This is a genomic window from Pseudomonas sp. SDO5591_S426 (assembly GCF_054070755.1).
In genome coordinates, this window is record NZ_JBSVXD010000009.1 from 36,894 (window position 1) to 62,000 (window position 25,107).

Here is a 25,107-nt window from a genome sequence, read left to right on the forward strand (position 1 = left end):
GAAAAATTGACGGAAAAAAAAGTGTAGCACAGCATCTAAATTTGCCTGGAATGCACCCAGGGAGCCGCCGTAGCGGCATCGCGGCCCTCGCTGACGCCAGGCTGCGAAGCAGAGTTGCAACGCCGAAATCAACCGGCTTGCCATTGGCGAAACCTTCCAGATCCGTCACCTCGATCGGCCCCTCTTAAACCTAAGTATTGCGTCTGGCACTGACCGACTATGTTCATCCCTGCATCACGGGAAGCGTGAACTGAACCGTGGCACCGCAAGGCTGGTTGGCGCTTGCCCACAAACGACCGCCATGGGCCTCGATGATCGAACGACAAATCGACAACCCCAACCCCAGCCCCGTGGGTTTGGTGGTGTAGAACGAGGTGAACACCTGATCGGTGTTTTCCACGAGAAATCCCGGCCCGGAATCGCTGACGCTCACCCGCAGGTAGCCCGCTTCTCCCGGCGCCACGCTGATCTGCAACTGCCGCTCGCCCTGGGCAGTCCCGCTCATGGCCTCAAGCGCATTCATGATCAGGTTGAGCAACACCTGTTGCAGCTCTACACGATCGCCTTCGATGAGGGGCAAACCGTCCATGAGTTGAGTTTGCAATGCGACGCCATTCTTCATGATCTGGCTACGGCTGAACTCGATCATTTCGCCGATCGCGGCGTTGATGTCCACCGGCCCCTTCTGTCGCGGCGCCTTGCGGATGTGCTGACGAATCCGCCCCAGCACGTCTGCTGCGCGGTTGGCATCGAGGATGAGTCGACTGAGCACATGACGCACCTCATCGAGCTCGGGTGGCTCGGTGTTCAGCCAGCGCTGGGCGGCATTGGCATTGAGGATGGCGGCGGCAATCGGCTGGTTGACCTCGTGAGCGATCGACGCCACGAGCTGGCCCATGGTCGCGACACGGTTGGCGTGGGACAGCTCCGTCTGCACCTCGCGATAGCGCCGCTCGCGTTCGGCAACCTCGCGATACAAACGGGTATTTTCCAGCGAAATGGCAGCCTGTGACGCCACCAGTTTGAGCACCGCGATCCGGTCCGGGCTGAACACCCCGGCGGCCAGATTGTTTTCCAGATAGAGCGCGCCTGTCAGCTTGGCCTGGTTCATCAACGGCAGGCAGAGGATCGAACGGGCGCGATGCTGACGGATGTAAGGGTCTGTAGAAAATGCCACCTCGGTCACGGCATCGTCGAGCACAACGCTCTCGCGGGTGCGCAGGACTTGATAGAGAACCGACTCCGGTAGCACCTGCGAACTGACCGGGATATCGCGCAATTGCGTCGCGTTGTCGCCGGTAGTCACTTGCGCGGCAATCCGGTGTTCCGCGCAGGTCGAGAGAATCAACAAGCCCCGTTCGGCGCCGGCCTGCTCGATGGCCGTGAACATGATCGTATCGATCAGCTTTTCCAGAACGATTTCGCCCGACAACGCCTGGGAGACCTTGAGTACGGTGGCCAGGTCGAGGTGTTCGACCGCCGTGGCCATGGTGGTGGTCGAGCCTAGCGGGTGTTCTTCGGTACGCAGCGATGGATACTTCGCGTCGAGCTGCCGAACCTTGCCATCAGCGCCCCAACGCAGGTAGCCGTAACGGGCATCCTGCAAATACACCCGGGCAATCTTGCCCAGGCCACGCGCGGCGTAGAAGCGAGATGCGAGCTCGTTGGCAAGCGCCTCGATCTGGATAAAACCGCTGTTCTGCGCCATGTCGATGGCTTGCTCGTAAAGCAGCTCGGCCTCAACGACACGCCCTTCAACCCGAGCGATTTCGGCACCGACCAATGCCGCCCTGCTGGCAAAATTATCTGGGCACTGTTGCGCCCAGGTCTGTAATTGCCGGTGACTGTCCATCATGGCGCCCAGGTGCGGACCGTATTCGTCCGCCGGGATGCTGTCACACCAGGCGGCCCGGGCTAATGCGTCATAGAAGTAAAACTCGGCTTCCTCGAAAAACGACTGGCACACCCAAAGTAACTGTTGCGCCTTCGCGGCAGCGGCCATGGCCGCCCCAGGATCGTCGGCCATGTAGCGGGCCTGTAACTTGCGAACCCAGTAAAGACACTCGGCCAGCACCAGATCCGGGTTGCTGGACAAATGGGCTTCGGTGTCGGGCTCGTTCAACTCACCGTCGTCGAGACGGCCAAAAGTGGCCGTCAGGCCCCGGAGCATGCGGATCAGTGCAAGTTGGGTGTTGATGAAATCGATGACCAGCCCGAAGCGCACCGTCTTCGCGTAATCGAGGCCGCGTTCGGCTTCGATTTGCACGTCGGGTAACACCTCGCCGGCGAACAGCAGGTCAGCCGTGAGATTGTTGCCCGCATAAGCGCCGTATGGCAGGTCGCCGATGCGGTTCGCCGCCGCAAACGAACGGCGCAGCAGTTCGCGACATTCGGCCACGGGCCTCATCCAGCGCACGGCAAAACACGAGAAGCACAGGTAGGTGCTGGCCTCGAATCGCGTAAGCCCACGTCGTTCAATGAGCTCGCAGCCGAGCTGACCGAAGCGGAACCCCACCTGGTAGTCACCAAAACGCCGGCCCGCGACCCTGAATAGATTGGCGTAAAGCACGCAGGAGGCATCGCAGTTACCCCACTCGAGGCTGAGACTGATCGCCTTGCAGATCGACAGGCACGACAGATTGAAATCAGTCTGCAAGGCTGGCGCGAAAAGCTTGCCCAGCGCGTTGACTGTGACCAGTGATGTCGCATCCTTCATCAGCGGTAAATCGATGAGATCTTCGATGGCCCGATCCCCCAGCAGCGAGCCGATCTGTTCATATTCGCGGCGCACTTCATCGTCATTCGGATGGGCTGACCACTCGATGCCCACATGCCGCAGATAGTCGAGGCAAACGGCGACCGCGCCATCGCTGCGATCAAGCAGCAGATAAACGTCCATTTGCAGGCAGGCGACGTCGGCGCGTTCGATCGTGGTTGCGGCGCGTTTCGACAGTGCCGTCAGGCGCTCATCCGCGACCGATAGCTGCCCGGTCAGGAATTCGCATTCGGCCCGGTTCAACTCCAGCGCGAACATCAGCTCATGGCGATGCGTCCAGCCATCTTCATCCAATAGCTGTGCACCGGTGCTGAGGTAGTTGAGCGCGGAGGCGTAAGCCGTTGACGCCTTGGCGCGCTGGCCGGCCATCAAGTTGAAACCGGCCAGTTGCACCCGCTCGTTCTGCTCGGTGAGCAGTGCGGCACCGCGATTGAGCTGACCGACGATTTCAAAGATTGCCGCTTCCAGGTCTGCCGCAGGCGTCTGCGCGGCGAGCAGCCGGCCGGTGCGCAGATGAGCCTGGGCGCGGGAATCCCTGGGGATCAGTGAATACGCGGCCTCATGGATGCGGTCATGGACAAAGCCATACGCGCCCTCCAGCCGCTCGACCAGTTCCTGGCGAATCGCTTCCCACAACACCGTGCGGACTTGCGCCTTGGGCATGCCCATGGCGGTCGAAAGTGCAGCAATAGTCGCGACGTTTCCCAGGCAGGCAAGTTGCTGCAATGCCTGCTGTGTCTCGGCCGACAAGCGAGTCAGTTTGTCGACCATCAGGTCGACGATGTTGTCGGTGTAGCCCTTGGCATGGATGCGATCCGGGTCCCAGCACCACTGACGTGCGTCATGATCGAACGTCAGCAGTTGCTCCTCGGCGAGCGCATGCAGGAACTGGATCACAAAAAATGGATTGCCCGCAGTCTTGTCCAGCACCAACTGCGCCAGCGGTTCGATATGCGCAATCTCGTCATGCAGCGCCTCGGCGATCAACTGCTCGATGTGCGCCTTGGCCAGCGGTGCCAGCGTGATCTCTTCGACCCTGCCGCCCGCAGTGCGAATGGCCTTGAGCTTGCTCGACAGCGGGTGGGTGACATCCACTTCGTTGCTGCGATAGGCGCCCACCAGCATCAGGTGGCGCATGTCCGGGCTGGTCAGCAGATCCTCCAGCAGGTCGAGCGTTGCCGCGTCGAGCCACTGCAGATCGTCGAGAAACAAGGCCAGCGGATGCTCGGCCCGGGCAAACACACCGATAAAGCGCCGGAACACCAGAAGGAAACGCCGTTGTGCCTGCTGCGGGTCTAGGGCCGGAACCGGTGGAGGCTCGCCGATGATGAGTTTGAGTTCCGGAATGAGGTCAGTCATCAGCCGCGCATTGGCATCCAGCGCCTGTTGCAACGCGTCACGCCAGTGCGCCAGCTCCGTGTCGTTCTTGCCTAGCAGCGTGCGCACCAGGCTTTGAAAGGCCTGTACCAGCGTCGAATAAGGAATGTCACGCCGGTATTGATCGAACTTGCCGGAGGCGAAGATTCCGCGCGGCGGCACCAGCACTTTGTGCAGTTCATTGACCACCGACGACTTGCCTATACCGGAATAACCGGTGACCAACACCAGCTCCGGCGCACCGTTTTCTACGATTCGCCCGAAGGCGGCAACCAGCGTTTCGACCTCGCGCTCGCGCCCGTAGAGTTTCTCGGGCACCAGCAGCCGATCGGACGTGCCGTGCTCACTCAGCGTAAATTCGTTGATCCGGCCCAGGTTCTGCCAATCCGCCAGGCATCGACGCAGGTCATGCTCTACGCCCGCAGCCGTCTGATAGCGCTCCTCGGCGGTTTTGGCCAATAGCTTCATGACAATGTCGGAGAGCGCTTCGGGAACGGTTTCAACCCGCGAATTCGGTGGTTGCGGCTTTTTCGCGATATGGCAATGCACCCACTCTATGGGGTCGGTTGCGGTAAAGGGCAGTGAGCCGGTCAGCATCTGATACAGGGTGACGCCGAAGGAATAGAGGTCGCTGCGCGAATCGATCGAGCGGTTCATCCGGCCGGTCTGCTCAGGTGCCATGTAGGCGAGCGTGCCGGCGATGGTCTCCGGCGCCTGCCGTTCGCGCGGCAGCCGTGAGGCCAGGCCGAATCCGGTGAGCCGGGCCTGTCCGTCAGCGCAGTTCACCAGGATATGACTGGGCTTGATGTCTTTATGGACAAGTCCACGTTGGTGGAGCTTGCCCAGAACCACCGCGACGCTGATGGCGTGATGCAGAAAAGCGCTGATTTCCATGGGCGCCACCAGCCACTGCACGAGCGGATCGCCACCGGGATCTTCGAGCACCAACTGCATCTGCCCACCTTCACGCACCATCTCAAGCGGCCGAACCGCCCAGCTACGGTCCAGTTCGTCCTTCAGTGCAAATTCGTGGGTGAGGCGGCCCAGGCAGGCCGGAAGCGGCTGTGCGGCAGCAGGTCGCGCCACCAGCACACTGCAGTCACCGCCCGCGCCCGAGCGTAGTTCCCGGCAGAAGATACGCTCACCATCGTCCCATAAAATCTGCATGCTGTTATCCATCGGAGAGGGAACAAAAGTCGTGTCTTGTCTGCCGTTTGCCGTCGGGGCGGGCATCCGAAACGGTCGCGACGTTTCAGATTAGCTTCTTATCGCCACGCGCCAAGTAAACCTCGTTGCCACGTGTACGATTGAACACCGCCCACGATGTCATCGAACGGCCTGCGCTACATCAACACTTAGATCTTAGCGACCTATACATAGATATACTTTTCCCACCTTGAAGACCGCGTATCTTGTAGGTACAACCGGCGTAGTCACGAGCCCATTACATGACCCAATCCCCCCAGACACGCAGTGCCACAATTATTGCAATTGTCGATGATGACGATTCCGTTCGAGGTGCCCTGAATAGCCTGGTGCGGTCCGGCGGATATAAAACCCGAACCTATTGCAGCGCCCTGGAGTTTCTCGACGCTAACGCTTCCACCGAAACCCATTGCCTGATTTCCGATATCCAGATGCCGGGAATGAGCGGTGTCGAGATGCTTGAACAACTCGTCGCGACGGGCTTTCACATTCCCACGATATTCATTACCGCCTATCCCGCAGCAGCTCCGCCACTGGGCGCTCATGCCCCGGAGTTGGTTGCCTGTCTGCCCAAACCCTGTGACGGCGACAGGCTGCTGAACTGCATCGAAGCCGCCCTGCTCCAGCGCCACTGATCCGAATCCCCCTCTGCGTTACCTGTTTTGCAGCTCTCCAGCAGCCATTGGGCGGCAGCCACCTGCCACCCGACTGTCGAGCGCCAATCAGTTCGGCTCACTTTTTGAGAGGCGTCACCAGCGGCATGTCATCGCTGTCGACGACGAACACCGCCAACAGGCGTGCTGGTTGACTGTCGCTGGCGTTGGCGCTGACTTCGTGCACGGAGCCCGGCTCCTCCACGAAGTTTTCGCCGACGTGGTAGACCTTTTCCGGCTCGCCTTTTATTTTGATGCGAAACGAGCCTTCCAGGACCGTTGCATAGATGAAAGCCGTTTTCGGATGGGTATGCGCTGGCGAGGCTGCGCCCGGCCCATACTCGACGACCACGCCTTTCATGCTCTTGCCAGGAATGTTGGGAATGGGACGGTCGAACACCACCGTCACCTTGCCGGGAGGCGGCTCAGCGGCCGACGCCGCGCCGATCGAAAGCACTGTGAAAACAGCGGCCAACAGCATGCGAGTAACCATGGCATTTGCTCCTACGTGGGTGGGAATGTGATGGTGCGATTGTCAGCGGTTCGCCGACAGGGCAAACCAGTCTTCGAAGCGGATCGCACCCAGACGCGCGCTCTTGCCGGCGGTCAACGATTGGTCGTCGAGCACGGCGCCGAAGTAGCGGGCGTTCACGTCCGGCACGACTTTGCGGTTGTCCCCGGTTGCCTGCATAAAGCGCCTGACCAGTTCGTCGATCGGCAGGGCTTCGGGACCGGCGACTTCGACCGTGCCATTGACCGGCGCAGCCAGTACGACATCGGCCAGCGCCGCCACCACGTCGTCGGACGCTATTGGCTGGATCAGCGCCGGCGAAGCGCGAACCTCCTCACCTACGGTGAACGACTGGACAATGCCGCCGACAAATTCGAAGAACTGTGTGGCACGCAGCAACGTGTAAGGAATGCCGGATGCCTTGATGATGTTTTCCTGCGCAACTTTGGCCCGGAAGTAACCGTTTTCAGGCAGCCGCTCGGTTCCGACAATCGACAGGGCAACGTGATGGCGAACCCCGGCAGCCGCTTCGGCAGCCAGCAGATTGCGGCTCGACGTTTCGAAGAAGTCGAGGACGGCCTGGTCCTCCCACGACGGCGCGTTGGCTACATCGACCACCACATCAGCGCCATCCATCGCTTCGGCAAGGCCTTCGCGAGTGATGCTGTTCACGCCAGTGCTGGGGCTGGCGGCGAACGCGTCGTGGCCGCGCTCGCGCAGGGTGTTCACAAGTTTCGATCCAATGAGGCCGGAGCCTCCGATAACGACGATCTTCATGGGTTCTCTCCACTTGTCGACGGCAATCATTGCGTCGGTGTGGAGCAAGATTGCCTGCACGCGCGCGGCGAGTCCTTGCGCCGGGCTTGGGTTTGCCTTGGCGAACGCTTGGATTTACGTCCAAAGAAATTCTTGATCGTCCAGCGGCCCTTGCCGCTGACGGTGCAGCGGCGTTCGACCTGCCGTATCATCAGCGTCAGATACCAATCGCCAGTCGCCTGGGACACGGAGTTGAGGGCGCTTCGCCAGGGGATGCTCACTTTGCAGTTCGCATTTGATGACTTCGTGCTCGATCAGGATCGCCGGGAGCTGACCTTGCGCGGACAAGTCGTGGCCGTCGGCCCGCAGGTCTTCGATCTGTTGCTGCTGTTCGTCAGCAACCCCGATCGCGTGGTCAGCAAAGACGACTTGCTCGAAGCCGTCTGGAGCGGCCGGATCGTCTCGGAATCGACGATCACCAGCCACATCAATGCGGTGCGCAAGGCCGTCGGCGATACCGGCGAAGAACAGCGCCTTGTGCGCACGGTCGCCCGCAAGGGTTACCGCTTTGTCGGGCAGGTCAATGTCGAAAATAACGGGCAACAGCGCCAGCCCGACATCAACGAACACGCGATTTTTTCCAGGCAAACGCCCTCCTCTGCGCTGGTGCTCCCGGACAAACCCTCGATTACCGTTTTGCCCTTCCAGAACCTCAGTGGCGATCCGGAGCAGGAATATTTCGCCGACGGCGTCGTGGAGGACATCATCGCCGCCCTGTCGCGCATCCGCTGGCTGTTCGTCATTGCGCGCAATTCGAGTTTCACGTTCAAGGGCCGGGCGGTGGACGCCAGAGGCGTTGGCCAGGAATTGGGCGTTCGTTACGTGCTGGAAGGCAGCGTGCGAAAGTGCGGGAACAAGGTGCGCATCACCGGGCAATTGATCGACGCAACGAACGGCACGCACATCTGGGCGGAGCGTTTCGAAGGCCTGCTCGACGACATCTTCGAGCTACAGGATCAGATCGCCGAAAGCGTGGTCGGCGCCATCGCGCCGCAACTCGAACGGGCAGAAATCGAACGCGCCAAACGCAAGCCGACGGACAGCCTCGACGCTTACGATTACTACCTGCGCGGCATGGCCAAATTGCACAGCGGCAATCGGGAGGCCATCGAGGAAGCGCTACCGATGTTCTACACGGCCATCGAACTCGATGCAGAATTTGCCTCGGCCTACGGCATGGCTGCCTGGTGCCACTTCTGGCGCAAGCTCAATGGCTGGATGAACGATCGGCCTGCCGAGATTGCCGAAGGAATTCGGCTCGCGCGCCTGGCGGTGACGCTTGGCCGCGATGATGCGGTCGCATTGACGCGCGGCGGGCATGCGCTGAGCCACCTCGCCGGCGAGGTCGACGGCGGCATTGCCCTGCTCGACCGGGCGCGCCTGCTCAACCCCAACTTCGCGCCCGCCTGGTTCCTCGGCGGCATCTTGCGTGCGCTGCACGGTGAAACCGACGCGGCCATCAAGGACTTGAGCCATGCCGTTCGCTTGAGTCCGCTGGACCCGGAAATGTTCCGGATGCAGGTCGGCATGGCGCTGGCGCACTTCTTCGCCGGACACTTTGATGCCGCTACGGACTGGGCGGAAAAGGCCTTGGGCAACTTGCCCAGCCTGCTGCCTCCGGTGGCGTTGGTGGCGGCCTGTCATGCACTCAGCGGGCGCCTGGATAAAGCGAAAGTGGCGATGCAGCGCCTGCACGAACTGGACCCCTCTTTGCGCATCTCCAACCTCAAAGACTGGCTGCCGATCCAGCGCCCCGAAGACTTCGCCCGGTTCGCCGATGGACTGCGGTTGGCGGGGTTGCCGGAGTGATCGCAACTGGCTGGTCCCTGGGCTACTGACAACACCCCTTTCCTACCCGGCAAAAACACGACGCCTTGATCTCCACATCCGCCCGCGCCATCGCCAGGTTGAGCCGCACTTGCGCAGCCGCCGCTTCGGCATCACGCCCCAGTCGTTTCAGACATTCCACATAGCCGTGCAAGCTCCAGACATTATCCAAATGCCACGACGCGCGGCTGAGGGTGTTGTCCAGGCCGAGGTCGGCGCTGTAGGCGTGCAACGCCTCTTCGACCCTGCCCTGCTCCAGCAGCAGCGCACCGAGTGCGTGGCGCACCGGTTGCATCCAGCCCCAGGGTTCGTCGTAGGGCAAGTGGTCGTCCAGTGATTGCGCTTCGCGCAGGTGGGCGAAGGCTTCGTCGACGTTGCCTTTGCGGTACTCGATTTCGCCGCGCAGCATGCCGGCCGCCACGGCCAGGATGTCGTTGCATTGGTTGTTGAACAGGTAGCGCGTATCCGGCACTCGGGCCCACGCTTCGAGGAACAGGTGATGCTCGGTTTCGGCGGCGTCGACTTGCCCGCAAGCCGCATGGGCCACGCCTTTGGCGTAATGCAACATGGCGGTGGTCACGCAGTACAGCGCCTGGTCATCCGGTAGCGGTGTGGCGAGGATGTCGTGCCATTTGCCGAAGCGGATCTGCACGTGGACCTTCATCGACACGAAGCTTTCCAGCCAGTCGGCCATGGGCGGTTGCTCGACGCGCAGCAGTTCTTCCTTGATGGTTTCGCTCAGTTGCTCGGCGGCTTCCAACGCCGGTTGGTATTGGCCGAGGAACATCGCCGAGTAGAGTTTGAAGTGGTAATTGTGGCTGCGGTACAGCGTGTAGAAGTTGATCGGGCCTTCCTGTGCCAGGTATTGGCTGTCGGCCTGGATCGCCCGGTGATTGGTGATCATGGCGCCACGGTAATCACCGCAGAGCACGTCGATGTGCGACGGCATGTGACGCAAGTGTCCGGCATCCGGCACCAGGTCGCGCAGGACATCGCCGGCGCGTAACGCCCGTTCCGGGTACGGCGACATTTCCATGGTGTGAACGTACATGTGCAGCACACCGGGGTGCGGCGCATCGCCGTGCTGCTCCATGCGTTGTAACGCTCGTTCGAGCACGGCCACTGTCTCAAGGGTGTCGGCACCGGCTGCCGGTTCGCCGGTTTTCAGATCCCATAACTGCCACGGCGTGCGATCGATCAGCGCTTCGGCGAACAGCGCCACCACGTCGGGGTCGTCGGGGAAGGATTGGTAGACATCGCGCATGGACGCCGCGTAGGCATCGTTCCAGCTGAAGAGTTCGTCAACGCTATTGGCCTGTTCGGCCTGGTAGCGTTGCGGGAGCGCGCGGATCAGCGCCTGCTCCACCGGCGTTGCGCCGTCGAGACGCACCAGCGCTATTTGCGTCGCCAGCCGGGCCTGGGCCACGGCTTCCTTGAGCTCTTGTTCGATGAAGGCGTCCCAGCGTTTGTTGTAGTTGGGACCCGAGGCGTAGGCGATGCCCCAGTAGGCCATCGCGCAATTGCGATCGTGTTCGAGGGCCTTCTGGAAACAGCGGATGGATTCGTCGTGGTTGTAGCCGTAGCACCACATCAGGCCACGGTCGAACCAGAGCTGGGCTTGTGGCGAACTCGTTGTCACCGGGCGGCTGTAGGTGCCCAAATCGTAGTAGTCGTGCATCGGTTTATCCTCTAGATCAGAGCATGAAACCTGCGAAGAACCAGCATACCCCCACGCTACTGGCCGGGCCGTGCAGCCGACGACAGGCTACGCCGCATCATCACGCCCACAAGGGGTATGCCGTTCGCCCTATCAATGTTGTCGATGTTCACCATCACTTCAATGAAGTTCTCTTAAAAAATCCACCGCGTAACATCTGCTCCATACCAACCCATAACACCCCGGAGCACACGATCATGAAACGCCAAACCATCCTCAGCATCGCTTTCTCGATCTTCGCAGTTAACGCTTTCGCCGCTACCTCTGCTCAACCTGTGGTCGCTGAAGGCGGCTCGGATCGACTGATCGAAAGTCGTGTGGCTGAAGGTGGTTCGGATCGTCTGATTCAGAATCGTGTGGCTGAAGGCGGCTCGGATCGCCTGCTGGAAAAGCGTAACGCTGTAGCGGCCGATGGTTCGGATCGTTTGAAAGGTAATGAAGTGGCTGCCGATGGTTCTGATCGTCTGCAAGGCAACACCGTTGCCGCTGATGGCTCGGATCGCCTGAAAGGTAACGAAGTGGCCGCCGATGGCTCCGACCGTCTGCTGCGCAACCTTGTCGCTGAAGGCGGTGCCGATCGCCTGATCAAGTACCGCGCTGCATAAACACTTTGCTTCACCGCTCCACCCGCAAAAAGCCCGGCCTGATCAGCCGGGCTTTTTCGTGTTCGACATCATGCGACCGCTTGAAATTTCTTGCGGTACGCCGCTGGCAACAATCCCACACGCTGGCGGAAGAGCCTGCGGAACGAGTTACCGTCTTCGTAGCCCACCGCATAAGTGATGCTGTCCAGGGTCATGCGGGTGGATTCCAGCAGCTGTTTGGCTTTCTCCAGACGCAGGGTTTGCAGGTAGGTAATCGGCGTATAGCCCGTCGCGTCCTTGAAGCGCCGCTTGAAATTGCGTACGCCGAAACCGAATTGCTGGGCGATGTCATCGATCAGCAACGGCTGGTCGAAGTGTGTCTCAAGCCAGTTCTGCGCCCGCAGCACTTCACCATCGCCATGGTTTTTCGGCAATGACCACATCACATACACCGACTGCTCGCTGCGCACCGAGTCGACCAGCAAATACTTGCCGCACTTCTGCGCCAGTTCCAGTGAAGCAAAGCGACGCACCAAATGCAGTAGCAGGTCCATGGCGGCACTCGCGCCGCCGCTGGTGATCACGCGCTGGTCTTCGCAGATGATCTGCATTTCCTCAAGACACGCCGCGCTGTAGCGGCGACGAAAGAGGTCGGCAAAGGCCCAGTGCGTGGTGCTGCGAACGCCATCCAGCAACCCCGCTTCGCCCAACATGAAAGCCGCCGTGCACATCGACGCCACCACCGCGCCCTGCGCGTGTTGTTGACGCAGCCATGGGCCATACACTGCGAAGGTCGGCAAGGCGTCTTTCAGGGTGAAAAGGAATCCGGGGATCAGCACCAGATCGGTTCGCGGGATCTCGGCGATGGACCGGTCTGCGCGTAACGTCTGCCCTCCCCACGCGGCGACTTGCGCGCCATCCAGCGATGCACTCACCACCTCGAACGGCGAGTCTTCGGCGAACAGGTTCGCAGCGCTGAGCACTTCCAGGGCCAGGGTCGCGCTGGCGGCGGAACATTGATCAGCCAGAAGCAAGGTGATGTGCATAAAAACCCCTGTTGCGCTTTTCGCATGAAAAAAGTCATTTGCGCACCTACCTTAGCCGATTTCCGACGCCTAAAGTGCAGCCATCACTTCATCATCGGCGTACTTATGAATCTCTGGTTCCGACTGTTCCTCATGCTGTTTCGTCGTCCGTGGCGCAAGCCCGTGGATGCCTTGGCCACCACCGTCGTGCACATGCGCGTGTGGCCGCTGGATCTGGACCTCAACCGGCACGTCACCAACGGCCGCTATTTCACCCTGGCCGACATCGGGCGCATGGATTACGTGCTGCGCAGTGGCGCATTTCGTGTGGCGCTGCGCAACAAGGCGGTGCCCATCGTCGGCGATACCTGGGGCAAGTTTCGTCGTGAGTTGAGGCTGTTCGAAGCGTTTGAAATTCACACGCGGATGCTCGGCTGGGATCACAAGTGGAGCTTCATGGAGCACCGTTTCGTGAGCAATGGCCGAGTGGTTGGCGTGGTGGTGATGCGCGGCCTGTTCCGTGCAGCGAAAGGCACGGTGCCGCCCGGCGAATTTGCTCGCGAACTGGGGTTGCCGGAGCAATCTATGGAAATGCCACAGTGGCTGACAGATTGGTCGCAAAGCTGCGACGACATGAGCCTTCAGCTGCGGGACGAAGAGGCACCGCGTACCCGGCAGGCACAGACCGTCGAATGACAGTCTCAGGGGCACGCTCTATCCTGTCGCCTTCACCCACTGCCCGGAGACACCCGTGCCGCCCCTGACCGCCCGCGAGGTTTACCAGCAATTGCGCGATGCAGCCCTGGACTTGCGCCCGCTCAAGCGCCTTGAAGATCAACCCGGTCCGGTGCATGTCGACATCGAGCATTGGCGTTTTAGCCTTGATGTCGATGGCACACACCTGCGCCACTGCCTGCATTGCCAGAGCCCGGACGGTCGCGAATTCAACGGCGGACAGCGCTTCGGCACCGACCCGGTGAGCTTGCTCAGCACCTGGGAACTGGCACAGATTGAACGACTGTTGGCCGCCACTGTAACGGGTTGAATACACTGTCGTGTTTCATGCCTCGGGCTCAGCTGTGATACATAAGACCTGATGCGCATCCCATGCCCAAGAGGTTTGCTTATGTTCCACTGCCCACGCCTGCCGCAATTGCTGAGCTGTGCCCTGCTCGGCATACTCGCCAGCGGCGCCCAGGCCGCCACCGCTGCACCCGAAACCCTGCAACCGCTGCTGAACACGATCAACGAGCGCCTGAACATTGCTGATCAGGTGGCATTGACCAAGTGGGACAGTGGCAAACCGATCCAGGATACCGCCCGGGAAGCCTTGGTGATTGCCAACGCCAAAAAGCAGGCCGTCGAGCGCAAAGTGGACCCGGACGAAGCCGCAGAATTGATCGCCGCGCAGATCGAAGCCAACAAACTGGTGCAGTACGGTTTGATCGCTCAGTGGCAGGCGGCGCACAAGGCGCCGGATGTGCCACGACCGGACCTCAATCAGATCCGCCCCAAACTCGATGAACTGCAAACCCGTCTGTTGCAGGAGTACGCCGATTTCGTGCCCTACCGCGTCGACCCGGAATGCCCAGCGTGGCTGGCCGAACAGCGCTCCGCCCTGATCAAGGATGCCCTGCACGGCCAGGCCCTGATCCGCGCAACCGGGGAATTGTGCGTCACCGATCAATGACCACGAATACGGCGCAGGGCAACCATTGACTGCGTCAATAGTCACCATTAACTCAATGAAGTTCTCTTAAAAACTCCAGGGCGTAACATCAGCTCCATACCAACCAACAACACCCCGGAGCATACGATCATGAAACGCCAAACCATCCTCAGCATCGCTTTCTCGATCTTTGCAGTTAACGCTTTCGCCGCAACTTCTGCCCAACCTGTCGTCGCTGAAGGCGGCTCGGATCGACTGATTGAAAGCCGTGTAGCTGAAGGTGGTTCGGACCGTCTGATCCAGAATCGTGTGGCTGAAGGCGGTTCTGATCGCCTGATCGAAAACCGCGTCGCTGCTGATGGCTCGGATCGTCTGCAAGGCAACACCGTCGCCGCTGACGGCTCGGATCGCCTGCAAGGCAACACCGTCGCTGCCGATGGTTCGGATCGTCTGCAAGGCAACGCCGTCGCCTAAACGAAATGCTTCACCGCAATACCACGAAAAGCCCGGCCTGATCAGCCGGGCTTTTTCGTGGGCGTTGAAAAGAGTTCAACGTCATCGGCAATTTCCTGCAAAGGCGCCGGACCTATCCCATGTAACAAAAGGATCAGGCTGATATTCATGGCGTGCGTAAAGGTTTGAAATATGGGACTGGCAACTCAATTGGCCGGAACGCATCGAGCCACTGATCAAGCTGCGGTTGACCCCAAAGCCCCCGTTCAACCAGAATGCTGGAGGTAGCGCCAATGTAGCTACAAATCAACGATGAGGTTACTGCCATGGGTGCATTACTTAAAACGACGGACGTGCGTTGCCGCATTGATGAGGATTTGAAAGCACGAGCTACCGAAGTCTTGAGCGCTTGTGGACTGAGCATCAGTGATGCCATGCGTCTGTTTCTTCGACAAGTAGTAGCGACTCAGGGACTTCCGTTTGAAGTTCGCGTCCCATCGGAGAAAACAGCTCGCGCCATGATGGAAGCACGCGAAATTCGCCAGCGCTTCGACTCGATAGACGAAATGCTGAGGGACGTTGATGGCGAAACCGGAGAAAAAGCAAAAACGCGCTGAACTGCCCAAGCAGTGTGCACAGACCTCGGAATTCAAGAAGTCATGGGAACGTTACAAGCGTGCCGGGCGCCGTGACATGAATGAGGTTCGTCAGGTAATGGTCATGCTTTTTCTGGGAGACCCATTACCAGCGCAGTACCTGGACCATGCGTTGTCGGGGGATTGGACTGGTTTTCGAGAGTGTCACATTGGTGGTGACTTCTTGATGATTTATGAACACACGCGCTCCGACCTACTGACATTTGTCGATCTCGGAAGTCACTCGGAACTGTTCAAGTAACACGGTACTTCATCTGCGATACAACAAACCTCGATTGATTCGGGCTTTTTCGTGGGCGGAATTTAAGCGAATCTAGGCTCCCCTTTCCGGAAACCTGCGCATGAGCAAAACCGAAGCCCTGACCAAAATCATGCTTGGCCCCGTGTTGCTGATGCAGGGCATGTACACGCGGCGCGTCACACCGAAATTGCCGGAGGCCGAGGGTGAGCGCCAAGGGCTGGTCGGCAATGGCGAGGCGCTGCGTTTGCTGATTCTCGGCGACAGTGCGGCGGCGGGTGTCGGGGCAGCGACTCAGGCTGAAGCGCTGAGCGGCCAGGTGGTCAGTCGTCTGGCCAAGGATTATCAGGTTGGGTGGACGCTCTGGGCGCGGTCGGGTCTGGATTCGCAAGCGCTGCTGGAACTGCTCGAACAACATGCCGCGCAAACCTTCGATGTCGCGCTGCTGTCCATCGGCGTCAACGATGTGACCAGCACGATCACCGATACGCAGTGGATCGCCCGTCAACAGCAGTTGCTGGACGTGCTGCTCGACAAGTTCGGGGTCAAGCTGGTCGTCATCTCCCCTCTTCCGCCGATGCACCTGTTTCCCGCGCTACCGCAACCACTGCGCTGGTATCTCGGTAACCGCGCGGCGCGTTTCAATGCGCATCTTGAGAGACTGGCGGATCGTCAGGATCGCTGTAGGATGCTGACAACCCATTTGGCCCCCGTGGCCGGGGCGATGGCGCGGGACGGTTTCCATCCGGGCCCGGCCATCTACAGCGTGTGGGCAAATGACGCCGCGCAGGTCATCGCCCGACAGTTTGGTCACACCGCATCAGGCACGCTTTGAACAACAACAAAAAACAGGAGTTGAATATGTCTGAACTGCAATTGCACCCCAAAGCCGCGGAGTCCTTGAACCTGTGGCACGCGATGATCCGCACCGGTGACTTGAAGGCCTTGCCTGCGTTGCTGGACGAGCAAGCGGTGTTCCGTTCGCCAATGGCGCACACGCCGTATCCGGGCGCGCCGGTGGTATCGATGATTCTCAACACGGTGTTCGAGGTGTTCGAGGACTTCACCTACCACCGTGAACTGGCGACCGCCGACGGCCTGAATGTGGTCCTCGAATTCAGCGCCAAGGTTGATGGTAAACAGCTCAAGGGCATCGACATGATCCGCTTCAACGAACAGGGAAAAATCGTCGACTTCGAGGTCATGGTCCGGCCAATGAGTGGTTTGCAGGCCTTGGGCGAAGAAATGGGTCGACGTCTCGGCGCTTACCTGGCGGCCAGCAAAGCCTGATCGTTGTGCAACACCGGTCGAGATTTCGGCACGACCTGCAACTCGACCGGCTCACAGAGCAACGCACTGCAGCGCGAACGTAACCAGCGCTGGCCAGAGTCATCGTGCACCGCTGCGCGCCAGACCATCGAAAGCTCCGGTGCCGGCAGTTGCAACGGAGCCGGCTCGGCTCTCATTCCCGGCACAGACGCCATCGCCTTGGCCACGTAATCCGGCACGATGCCAAGCATGTCGCTTTGCGCCAGCAACCCCGGCAATGCACTGAACTGCGGGACGGTCAGCACCACTTTGCGTTGCCGGCCCAGCAGGCTCAAGGCATGGTCGGTGTCATCCGAGGCGCTGCCCACGGACGACACCACCACATGCGGGCGCCGACAGAACTCGTCCAGGCCCAACGGACCGGATCGGGTGTCAAACCGCAACAGCATTGGCCGGATCGGCCGCAAGCCTTTGCGTCGGGCATTCGCCGGCAGGTCGAGGGTATGGCTGATGCCTACTGAGATGTCGCCGTTGACCAGTCTTTGCGACATCTGCTGCTGATCGACCCGATGCACAATCAACTTGATGCTCGGCGCCTCGACCCGCAGTTGCCGTAACAGCCGCGGCAGCAACGCGTACTCGACATCGTCGGACAGGCCTACGTGAAAGGTCGCCTCGCTGGTGTGCGGGTCGAACGATTGGCAACGGCTCAACGCGGCGGCGATGCCATCCAGCGCCGGTGCCAGGTTGGCGAAGATTTCCTCGGCCCGTGCGGTCGGTTCCATCAATCGCCCGCAACGTATGAACAACGGGTCATCGAACAACACGCGCAAACGGCCCAGGGCACCGCTGATGGTGGGCTGCCCCAGGAACAGCTTTTCGCCGACGCGGCTGACATTTCGCTCATGCATCATCGTCTCGAAAACCACCAGCAGGTGGATATCGGCACGACGCAGGTCATTTCTGTTCATGAGGTTCGCTACCCGGCACGCGGCCATTTGAGTTCGGGAAGGTGCCTGAACAGGGTATGGCGGCGGGGGCAAAAGGTCTGTCGTACCTGCGGACAGCGCGATCATGCATTAGGTGAGTGCGTTGATACTTCCGTATAACTCCCGCAAAAAAAACCTATTCCAATTAAGCACTTCCTCGACTTTTCCACTGAAGCGCCATTCGCTGCCATGGCAGTTTTTTCGGGTTTTTTGTCCTAACGGGGTGCGAGCCCGTGCTTCTAGGATACTGAACCGATTCTCCGCCCCCAGCCCGAACAAACCACCGAGGCGCGCATGATCGAAATCCCTAAAAAAAAGCCTGCCAACGCACGCAGCGCGCCCGCCTCTGCAAAAGGAACCTACAGCAAGATGCTGTACAACTCAGGACAAAGGGCCTCTCGTCACTTGCTCGGCCTCAACCTCAAGCCGTTGGAAAACCTGTTGGTGTGGCTGATGGGATTGGTCGTGGCGTGCGGGATCCTGATCAACACCGAAACCCAATCCGACCTCACTACCACCACGCTCTACATCGCGTTGTTGCTGATGGCGATCAACCTGTTGTCGATCAGCGCGGTGATCGTGGTCGCGTTGTTCTGCATGTTGGTGCTGACGTCGATGTGCCTGTATCACGGCGGATTCAGCCGCTGGGACTCGGTCACGGACTTGCTGCGCAGCTTGACCGTGTTGGCGGCAATCATTTTTCTGGCGCTGCGCAGCAAACGGGTCTCCGACAACCTGCGTCACAAGGAAGTCTACATGGTCGGGGCCCAGCGCCTGACCCAGACCGCGTGCTTCGGCTTTCGCGCGGACCTTGGGAAAATGGGCTGGTCGGAGCAGGCGGCACGGATACTCGAATACCCGGCGGGCGCACCCTCCTCGGTGGACTTGTTCCTGGCGCGAACCCACCCCGATGACCTGCCGCTGGTACTGGCCGGTTTTGACAAGGCCGCACGCCACGCAACCTTGATCGAGGTCAAACACCGGTTGCTGATGCCTGACGGGCGCATCAAGTATTTGCACATGTTTGCCACACCGCTCGGCAGCTTTGAGTACCTGGGCGCATTGATGGACGTGACCGCCAGCAAACTGGCCGAAGAAGCACTGTGTCGCGCCCAGACCCAATTGGCCCATGTCACCCGCGTGACGACGTTGGGCGAACTGGCCGCCTCCATCGCCCATGAAGTCAATCAACCGCTGGCAGCGATCACCAGCAGCGCCGAAGCCTGCCGCAATTGGCTCGGGCACCCGCAACCCGATGTATTCGAAGTACGCCAGTCACTCGAACGAATCATCGCCAGCTCCAACCGAGCCAGCGAAATCACCCATCGCGTCAGGGCCTTGTCGCGCAAATGCGGCCCGCTGCGCCAGAACGAATCACTCAACGACATCGTCAGCGAGACCCTGAGCCTGGTTCGCTATGAGTTGGCGCATCACAAGATCACCCCGAAAATCGAGCTGACCGCGTTCGGCGGCCAGGTCAGCGCCGACCGCGTGCAATTGCAGCAAGTGATCATCAACCTGATCATCAATGCTTGCCAGGCCATGGACGCGGTCAGCCCTGGCGAGCGGGCGCTGTGCATCCGCACCAGGGTGAAGGACAACGAAGCAGTTCTCGAAGTGGCCGATCAAGGCCCCGGCATTCCCGCCGAAGTCTTGCCGCAATTGTTCACGCCATTTTTCACCACCAAGGCAAACGGCCTCGGCATGGGGCTTTCCATTTGCCGTTCGATCATCGATTTCCACGAAGGGCGGATCTGGGCCACCAGCACAAGCGGCCAGGGCAGCTCGTTCCTGTTTGCCCTGCCGATACGCGTTGCCAACGATCAAGGTTTCGCAGCGGCCATTTAATACACAGGTATGAGTGCCGCCTGCCCGGCTGACAATTAATGTAGCGCCCCTCGCCAGGAATAAAGCGAGGGCGGTTGCACGTCCAACCCTTGGGAACCCGCAATGAACGAACAGCACCCACTCCACAAAATCACCCGGAACGAGTCCATGGTTTTCATCGTTGATGACGATGCGCCGCTGCGCGAATCCCTCGGCAGCCTGTTGCGTTCCATCGGCCTGCGGGTCGAGTTGTTCGGTTCGGTCGCCGAGTTCATGAAGTACCAGCGTCCGGACACGGTCAGTTGCCTGGTGCTGGATGTGAGGCTGCAAGGCAGCAGTGGCCTGGACTTTCAAAACGAACTCGCCGCCGCCGGTATCAACGTGCCCATCGTGTTCATCACCGGGCACGGCGACATCGCCATGACCGTGCGGGCAATGAAAGCCGGAGCGGTGGATTTCCTGACCAAGCCCTTTCGCGAACAGGACCTGATCGATGCGGTGTGCGCCGCCCATAGCAGGGACAAACAGCGACGCGAATCCGAGCGCCACGCCGATGAATTGCGCTCACGGCACCAGACGCTGAGCGCGCGGGAACAAACGGTCATGGCGCTGGCCGCCTCGGGTTTGATGAATAAACAGATAGCCGGTGAAATCGGCTTGAGCGAAATCACCGTAAAAATCCATCGCGGCCAGGCCATGCGCAAAATGGGTGCGCGATCCTTTGCCGATCTGGTGCGCATGTCTGAGGTGATCTCGGCCCAGCCAGTAATCAGGTGACTATACCCACGTATACTGTGCGCCCTTTCAGGACGGCGTATCTTGCAAGGATGGCGCAGAGCCTATTTAGTGCTCTGTGCTACCAGGCAGGACACCACTATGTGCAATAAGGCAATGATTGCCGTTGTCGATAACGATGAATCCGTTCGAATGGCGCTGGACAGTTTATTGCGATCCTATGGTTATACAGTGCGAACCTACGAAGGCGCGCATGAGTTTCTCTTCTCCGATGGCCCGGTTAATACGTCCTGTTTGATCTCCGACATACAAATGCCGGAAATGGACGGCATCACCATGTATGAAGAGTTGGTGGCCAAAGGCATTCATATCCCGGTGATTTTCATAACCGGGAACCCCTACGCGCAGCGCCCGCCGCGCACCGGCGCCATGAAACCCATTGCCTTTTTCCCCAAGCCTTTCTCCACCGAAAAGTTGCTCGCCTGTATCGAAACGGTCCTTAACCGACGCAACTAACATCTGCCGATTCAAGCAACTAACACCTTGGTATAGCTCGTTAATACCTAGTCATACTTCGGCTGACCCTATGTAGCAGTGTCAGATCCAGACCCCTCGAATAACATCTGTTCCAGATCAAGCCGAACCCGACTGTTTAGTGATGCTTTCTCGCGTCGCAAGTGGTCAACCGCCGCGATGGCGCTTACATCGCACATTCTTTTTTACGCCCTCGATTGTTCTTCAGGAGCTAAACAATGAAACAGCAAATTTTGATTATTGGTGCAGGGTTCGGTGGGGTCTGGAGCGCATTGAGCGCCGCCCGTCTGCTGGACAAGCACGATCGAAATGACGTCGAGATCACCGTATTGGCTCCTCAGGCCGAACTGCGCATCCGCCCGCGCTTCTACGAGCCTGACGTGCACACCATGAAGGCACCACTGAACGATTTGTTCGACGCGGTGGGCGTGAAATTCGTCAAAGGCTCGGCCGAGATCATCGACGAGAAAAGCAAAACCGTCAGCTACATCAACGCCGCGGGCATTGAGGGCAAGCTGAGCTACGATCGCCTGGTGCTGGCCGCTGGCAGCAAGCTGCAGCGTCCACCCGTTGAAGGCATGCTGGAACATGCGTTCGACGTCGACGAGATCGAATCGGCCAGCCGCCTGGAAGCCCACATCAAATCGCTGAAAGACAAACCGGACAGCACCGCCCGCAACACCGTGGTGGTGGCTGGCGGTGGTTTCACCGGCATCGAGACCGCCACCGAAATGCCGGCGCGCCTGCGTGCCGTGCTCGGTGAAAACGCCGACATCCGCGTGATCGTGGTCGAACGCTCACCGAAAATCGGATCAGCCCTGGGCGAAGGCATCAGTCCATCCATCGTCGAGGCTTCGGAGTATCTGGGCATCGAGTGGGTTGTCGGCGCCACCGTTGCCTCGGTCGATGCCAACGGCGTCACCCTCGCCGACGGTCGACGCATCGAATCCAACACCGTGATCTGGACCGTCGGTTTCCGCGCCAACTCGCTGACCGAACAAGTGCAAGGCACCCGCGATCATCAGGGTCGCCTGCATGTCGATCAGAACCTGAAAGTGCGCGGTCACGCTGATGTCTACGCCAGCGGTGACGTGGCTTACGCCGCGACCGATGACCTGGGCAACTTCGCGGCGATGTCCTGCCAGCATGCGATTGCCCTGGGCCGTTATGCCGGCAACAACGTTGCCGCCGAGCTGCTGGGCGTCGAGCCGATGGCCTACAGCCAACCCAAATACGTCACCTGCCTGGACCTGGGCGCCTGGGGCGCGGTGTTCACCGAAGGTTGGGATCGCCAGGTGAAACTGGTGAAAAAGGAAGCCAAGGACCTCAAGACCCAGATCAACACCGTGTGGATCTATCCGCCGGCGGCTGATCGTGCCACCGCATTGGCGGCAGCCGACCCGCTGATTCCGGTGGCCTGAAGACGACGGATGCGGCCGTGAATGCCACGGCCGTGACACTTCAAAACGGAGGTGATCGAAATGTATGGTTTTTTTGAGCATCCGTATCAGGTTTTGAAGTTGTCCCACGCCATGCTCATCGGCGGACTGATCGCGTTAGTGGTCGGGGCGATTCTGGCCTACGGCCTGGATCAATACCTGTCGCTGCCCAGCGTGGTGATGGCCCATGCCATGACGATTCTTGGCCCGACGGCCATCAAGCTCGGTTATGTGATGCGCCTGCTGACGCTGCATCGCCTGCGGCGCCAGCAAGTCATCGATTCGCCTGGCCTTGCCAGGTGATGTGAAGCTCAACGCCTGTATCCCGGACAGCCCACTCCTTGCTGGCCCGGGACATTTCCCAAGCGCCCGCCACTGGTTTTTCTGGCGGGCGTTTTTTCTCAAGCCGGATCGACCCGACATCGCGCTAAACATTTGCTCCAAAGGATGGATGACCAGCCCGTTTCAGCAGCGCTTTTGCACCACAACACCAACACCCCTCACAAAGAGTTTGCCCGGCATTACCGATGCCTTGCGAGTTGCCGTTCGATAGCAAAAATCCGGAAGAACAAATGTCTATCATTAAACGTTGCAAGAAACTTTTTATGTCAGATGCCGTCGCCTGGCTGGCCGCCATTGCAGCGGGATGCATGATCTTCATTACCAACGCCTATCTCGACCTCGATGTGGCTCCGACACTGTTCTACATCACCCTGGTGTTCATGTCGGCGAACTTCTTTCCTGTTCCTGTCTTCCTTGCCGTCGCCCTGGGTTGCGTGGCCATTCTGACCGCCACTTTTATTGCCGACGCAGGCTATCGTGATCACCGGTTGATCGCCGGATTCGTGCGCTGCCTGATTGCCTTGACCACCATTACCCTGCTGGCCCTGCGCAGCAAACGCGCGACCAACACGTTGCGCCGCAAAGAGGCGTTCTTCCTGGGCGCACAAAAACTCAGTCACACCGGCAGTGTCGGCTTCACCATCAATGACGAAGTCATCGTTTCGTGGTCGGACGAAGCTTCGCGCATTTTCGAATACCCGCTGGACGAAACACCGACGCTGGCGATGGTCCGGGGACGCACTCATCCCGATGACCTGGCGATTTTCGATAGTGTTCTGGAGCAGGCCGCGCGCCAGCAAAGCCTGATCGAAGTGGAACATCGGCTGGTCATGCCGGATGGCCGGATCAAGTACGTGCAGATGATCGCCAACCCGTTGTTCAAGAATGGCCGGCGCATTGAATACGTTGGCGCGTTGATGGACGTGACGGCGTCCAGACAATCCGAAGAAGCACTGTTTCACTCCCAGGCGCAACTCGCGCACGTGACGCGGGTGACGTCCATGGGCGAACTCGCGGCGTCCATCGCCCATGAAATCAATCAACCGCTGGCGGCGGTGATCACTAGCGGGGAGTCCTGCAAACGCTGGATCAATCGCCCTGAACCGAACCTCGAAGAAGCACGCCGTTCATTGGACCGGATCATTCAAAACTCGGCCCGGGTTTCCGATGTCATCGCCTGTATCAGGGCGCTGTCGCGTCAAAGTGAAGTGCAGCGCAAGGCAGAAGCGTTCGACGACATCGTCAGTGACTCACTGACGCTCATGCAACATGACATAGGCAACCACCATGTCCGCCCACACTCACAACTGGGCGCTCCCGGCGCGCATATCAAGGGCGACCGGATTCAACTGCAGCAAGTCATCATCAACCTGATCATCAATGCCTGCCAGGCCATGGCAACCGTGCATGACCGCACTCGAACGCTACGGATTCAGACCTCCGTGCAGGACAACGAGGCAGTGCTCGAAATCGCCGACTCCGGCACTGGCATCGACCAGGACATTCTCCCATCGCTCTTCGATCCGTTCTTTACCACCAAACCCACCGGCTTGGGGATGGGTCTCTCGATCTGTCGCTCGATCATCGAGTTCCACGGCGGGCGCATCTGGGTCAGCAGCACCGTGGGCGTCGGCACGCAGTTCCTGTTTGCAATTCCGCTGACCACCCTGAGACACGATGAATAACCCTCATCCACACCTGATGCCGCTACGCGGCGACACGGAGATCAAGCAGTGTCCATCGATGAACTGAACCACCGCTCTGAACACCAACACCCTGCGCACGCGCAACCGCGCACCGTCATCTTCGTGGCGTATCCGCAAATGGGTTTGCTGGACCTGACCGGTGCCCAGACCGTCTTCTGGGCGGCGACCCGCAGCCTGGCCGAACTCGGTTTGCCCGGTTATGACTTGCACACGGCCAGTCTGGACGGCGGGCCGATCCGCACCGGTGAAGGTCTGGTGGTGGAAACCCGGCGCCTGAGTGAACTGGCCGATAGTCCACCTGATACGTTGATCGTTCCCGGCTCGCCACACATGCGCCAGGTCATGGCCGACAGCGCGCCGCTGGTGGACTGGCTGCGCGTCGCTGCCGCCACGGCCAGGCGCACCACATCGGTGTGCAGCGGTTCGTTTTTCCTGGCCCGCGCCGGTTTGCTCGATGGCCTGCGTGTGGCGACTCACTGGCTGATGGCCGACATGTTCGAGCGGATGTTCCCGCAGGTGGAGCTCGACCGCGAGGCGATTTTCGTCCAGCAAGGCTCGGTGTGGACATCCGCCGGGGTCAGTGCCGGGATCGATCTGGCGCTGGCGATGGTCGAGGCGGACAACGGTCGAGAGGTGGCGATGCAGGTCGCACGGCGCATGGTGGTCTACTACCGTCGCCCGGACAATCAGGAGCAATGGAGCCCGTTGTTGCAGTCGCAATATCCGGCCGCCTGATCCGCAGGCCTTGCATCGGGCAA

Annotated in this window: 24 protein-coding genes; 18 read left to right on the plus strand and 6 right to left on the minus strand. The window is 59.9% G+C overall.

What is annotated here, in order from left to right:
• Nucleotides 1–223: 223 nt before the first annotated feature.
• Nucleotides 224–5,320, minus strand: a complete 5,097-nt coding sequence (locus ACW9JC_RS03760) for a trifunctional serine/threonine-protein kinase/ATP-binding protein/sensor histidine kinase (protein ID WP_457453656.1) — start codon at nucleotides 5,318–5,320, stop codon at nucleotides 224–226.
• Nucleotides 5,321–5,601: 281 nt separating this feature from the next.
• Here ACW9JC_RS03760 and ACW9JC_RS03765 point away from each other — a divergent pair, with 281 nt between their 5' ends.
• Nucleotides 5,602–5,994 carry a response regulator gene (locus ACW9JC_RS03765; RefSeq protein WP_457453657.1) on the plus strand — a complete coding sequence of 131 codons (393 nt, stop codon included), beginning with the start codon at nucleotides 5,602–5,604 and terminating at the stop codon, nucleotides 5,992–5,994.
• Between the two features lie 97 nt (nucleotides 5,995–6,091).
• On the opposite strand, the gene ACW9JC_RS03770 is transcribed toward ACW9JC_RS03765, so the two are convergent.
• Together ACW9JC_RS03770 and ACW9JC_RS03775 are read right to left on the minus strand one after the other, a co-directional pair.
• Nucleotides 6,092–6,505 carry a cupin domain-containing protein gene (locus ACW9JC_RS03770; protein WP_338581788.1) on the minus strand — a complete coding sequence of 138 codons (414 nt, stop codon included), beginning with the start codon at nucleotides 6,503–6,505 and terminating at the stop codon, nucleotides 6,092–6,094.
• 42 nt (nucleotides 6,506–6,547) lie between these two features.
• Nucleotides 6,548–7,300 (minus strand): SDR family oxidoreductase, encoded by a 753-nt coding sequence (locus tag ACW9JC_RS03775; protein WP_457453660.1) that lies wholly within the window; start codon nucleotides 7,298–7,300, stop codon nucleotides 6,548–6,550.
• A 261-nt stretch (nucleotides 7,301–7,561) separates the two neighbouring features.
• Here ACW9JC_RS03775 and ACW9JC_RS03780 point away from each other — a divergent pair, with 261 nt between their 5' ends.
• Nucleotides 7,562–9,148, plus strand: coding sequence for a winged helix-turn-helix domain-containing tetratricopeptide repeat protein (locus ACW9JC_RS03780; protein WP_457453662.1), 1,587 nt, complete (start codon nucleotides 7,562–7,564; stop codon nucleotides 9,146–9,148).
• A 22-nt stretch (nucleotides 9,149–9,170) separates the two neighbouring features.
• Here ACW9JC_RS03780 and ACW9JC_RS03785 read toward each other — a convergent pair whose 3' ends face one another.
• Complete coding sequence (locus ACW9JC_RS03785; RefSeq protein ID WP_457453664.1) at nucleotides 9,171–10,844, minus strand: tetratricopeptide repeat protein; 1,674 nt, start codon at nucleotides 10,842–10,844, stop codon at nucleotides 9,171–9,173.
• Nucleotides 10,845–11,080: 236 nt separating this feature from the next.
• Here ACW9JC_RS03785 and ACW9JC_RS03790 point away from each other — a divergent pair, with 236 nt between their 5' ends.
• Nucleotides 11,081–11,488 carry a hypothetical protein gene (locus ACW9JC_RS03790; protein ID WP_457453666.1) on the plus strand — a complete coding sequence of 136 codons (408 nt, stop codon included), beginning with the start codon at nucleotides 11,081–11,083 and terminating at the stop codon, nucleotides 11,486–11,488.
• A 68-nt stretch (nucleotides 11,489–11,556) separates the two neighbouring features.
• Here the strand turns inward: ACW9JC_RS03790 and ACW9JC_RS03795 are convergent, their stop codons facing one another.
• Nucleotides 11,557–12,513 (minus strand): GlxA family transcriptional regulator, encoded by a 957-nt coding sequence (locus ACW9JC_RS03795; RefSeq protein ID WP_457453668.1) that lies wholly within the window; start codon nucleotides 12,511–12,513, stop codon nucleotides 11,557–11,559.
• A gap of 105 nt (nucleotides 12,514–12,618) precedes the next feature.
• Between ACW9JC_RS03795 and ACW9JC_RS03800 the strand changes: the two genes are divergently transcribed.
• From ACW9JC_RS03800 to ACW9JC_RS03835, 8 genes are all read left to right on the plus strand, one after another.
• Entirely contained in the window at nucleotides 12,619–13,188 is a 570-nt protein-coding gene (locus tag ACW9JC_RS03800) for an acyl-CoA thioesterase (protein ID WP_457453670.1), read from the plus strand.
• Nucleotides 13,189–13,243: 55 nt separating this feature from the next.
• Nucleotides 13,244–13,537, plus strand: coding sequence for a DUF7693 family protein (locus ACW9JC_RS03805; RefSeq protein ID WP_457453671.1), 294 nt, complete (start codon nucleotides 13,244–13,246; stop codon nucleotides 13,535–13,537).
• An 81-nt stretch (nucleotides 13,538–13,618) separates the two neighbouring features.
• A complete protein-coding gene (locus tag ACW9JC_RS03810) occupies nucleotides 13,619–14,182 on the plus strand; it encodes a chorismate mutase (protein ID WP_457453673.1) in 564 nt (187 codons plus the stop codon).
• A gap of 129 nt (nucleotides 14,183–14,311) precedes the next feature.
• On the plus strand, nucleotides 14,312–14,635 hold the full coding sequence (locus tag ACW9JC_RS03815; RefSeq protein WP_457453675.1) for a hypothetical protein: 324 nt from the start codon (nucleotides 14,312–14,314) through the stop codon (nucleotides 14,633–14,635).
• Between the two features lie 305 nt (nucleotides 14,636–14,940).
• On the plus strand, nucleotides 14,941–15,231 hold the full coding sequence (locus ACW9JC_RS03820) for a type II toxin-antitoxin system RelB/DinJ family antitoxin (protein ID WP_338581798.1): 291 nt from the start codon (nucleotides 14,941–14,943) through the stop codon (nucleotides 15,229–15,231).
• A complete protein-coding gene (locus ACW9JC_RS03825; protein ID WP_457453677.1) occupies nucleotides 15,197–15,511 on the plus strand; it encodes a type II toxin-antitoxin system YafQ family toxin in 315 nt (104 codons plus the stop codon). Before ACW9JC_RS03820 ends, ACW9JC_RS03825 begins: the two co-directional genes overlap by 35 nt.
• Before the next feature lie 100 nt (nucleotides 15,512–15,611).
• Nucleotides 15,612–16,343, plus strand: coding sequence for an SGNH/GDSL hydrolase family protein (locus tag ACW9JC_RS03830; protein WP_457453678.1), 732 nt, complete (start codon nucleotides 15,612–15,614; stop codon nucleotides 16,341–16,343).
• A 26-nt stretch (nucleotides 16,344–16,369) separates the two neighbouring features.
• On the plus strand, nucleotides 16,370–16,798 hold the full coding sequence (locus ACW9JC_RS03835) for a nuclear transport factor 2 family protein (protein WP_457453680.1): 429 nt from the start codon (nucleotides 16,370–16,372) through the stop codon (nucleotides 16,796–16,798).
• Here ACW9JC_RS03835 and ACW9JC_RS03840 read toward each other — a convergent pair.
• Entirely contained in the window at nucleotides 16,774–17,748 is a 975-nt protein-coding gene (locus ACW9JC_RS03840) for a LysR substrate-binding domain-containing protein (RefSeq protein ID WP_457453682.1), read from the minus strand. The two genes, ACW9JC_RS03835 and ACW9JC_RS03840, sit on opposite strands and share 25 nt — an antisense overlap.
• Nucleotides 17,749–18,135: 387 nt before the next feature.
• Between ACW9JC_RS03840 and ACW9JC_RS03845 the strand changes: the two genes are divergently transcribed.
• The 7 genes from ACW9JC_RS03845 (at nucleotide 18,136) to ACW9JC_RS03875 (ending at nucleotide 25,084) form a co-directional block, all read left to right on the plus strand.
• Complete coding sequence (locus ACW9JC_RS03845) at nucleotides 18,136–19,614, plus strand: sensor histidine kinase (RefSeq protein ID WP_457453684.1); 1,479 nt, start codon at nucleotides 18,136–18,138, stop codon at nucleotides 19,612–19,614.
• A gap of 102 nt (nucleotides 19,615–19,716) precedes the next feature.
• Nucleotides 19,717–20,370 (plus strand): response regulator transcription factor, encoded by a 654-nt coding sequence (locus ACW9JC_RS03850; RefSeq protein ID WP_457453686.1) that lies wholly within the window; start codon nucleotides 19,717–19,719, stop codon nucleotides 20,368–20,370.
• Nucleotides 20,371–20,469: 99 nt separating this feature from the next.
• Nucleotides 20,470–20,844, plus strand: coding sequence for a response regulator transcription factor (locus ACW9JC_RS03855; RefSeq protein WP_457453687.1), 375 nt, complete (start codon nucleotides 20,470–20,472; stop codon nucleotides 20,842–20,844).
• A 236-nt stretch (nucleotides 20,845–21,080) separates the two neighbouring features.
• Nucleotides 21,081–22,283 (plus strand): NAD(P)/FAD-dependent oxidoreductase, encoded by a 1,203-nt coding sequence (locus ACW9JC_RS03860; protein WP_457453688.1) that lies wholly within the window; start codon nucleotides 21,081–21,083, stop codon nucleotides 22,281–22,283.
• Between the two features lie 60 nt (nucleotides 22,284–22,343).
• Nucleotides 22,344–22,604 (plus strand): transmembrane sensor/regulator PpyR, encoded by a 261-nt coding sequence (locus ACW9JC_RS03865; RefSeq protein WP_338581807.1) that lies wholly within the window; start codon nucleotides 22,344–22,346, stop codon nucleotides 22,602–22,604.
• Nucleotides 22,605–22,906: 302 nt separating this feature from the next.
• Entirely contained in the window at nucleotides 22,907–24,328 is a 1,422-nt protein-coding gene (locus ACW9JC_RS03870) for a sensor histidine kinase (protein WP_457453690.1), read from the plus strand.
• Between the two features lie 48 nt (nucleotides 24,329–24,376).
• Entirely contained in the window at nucleotides 24,377–25,084 is a 708-nt protein-coding gene (locus ACW9JC_RS03875) for an AraC family transcriptional regulator (protein ID WP_457453692.1), read from the plus strand.
• The last annotated feature ends 23 nt before the right edge of the window (nucleotides 25,085–25,107 follow it).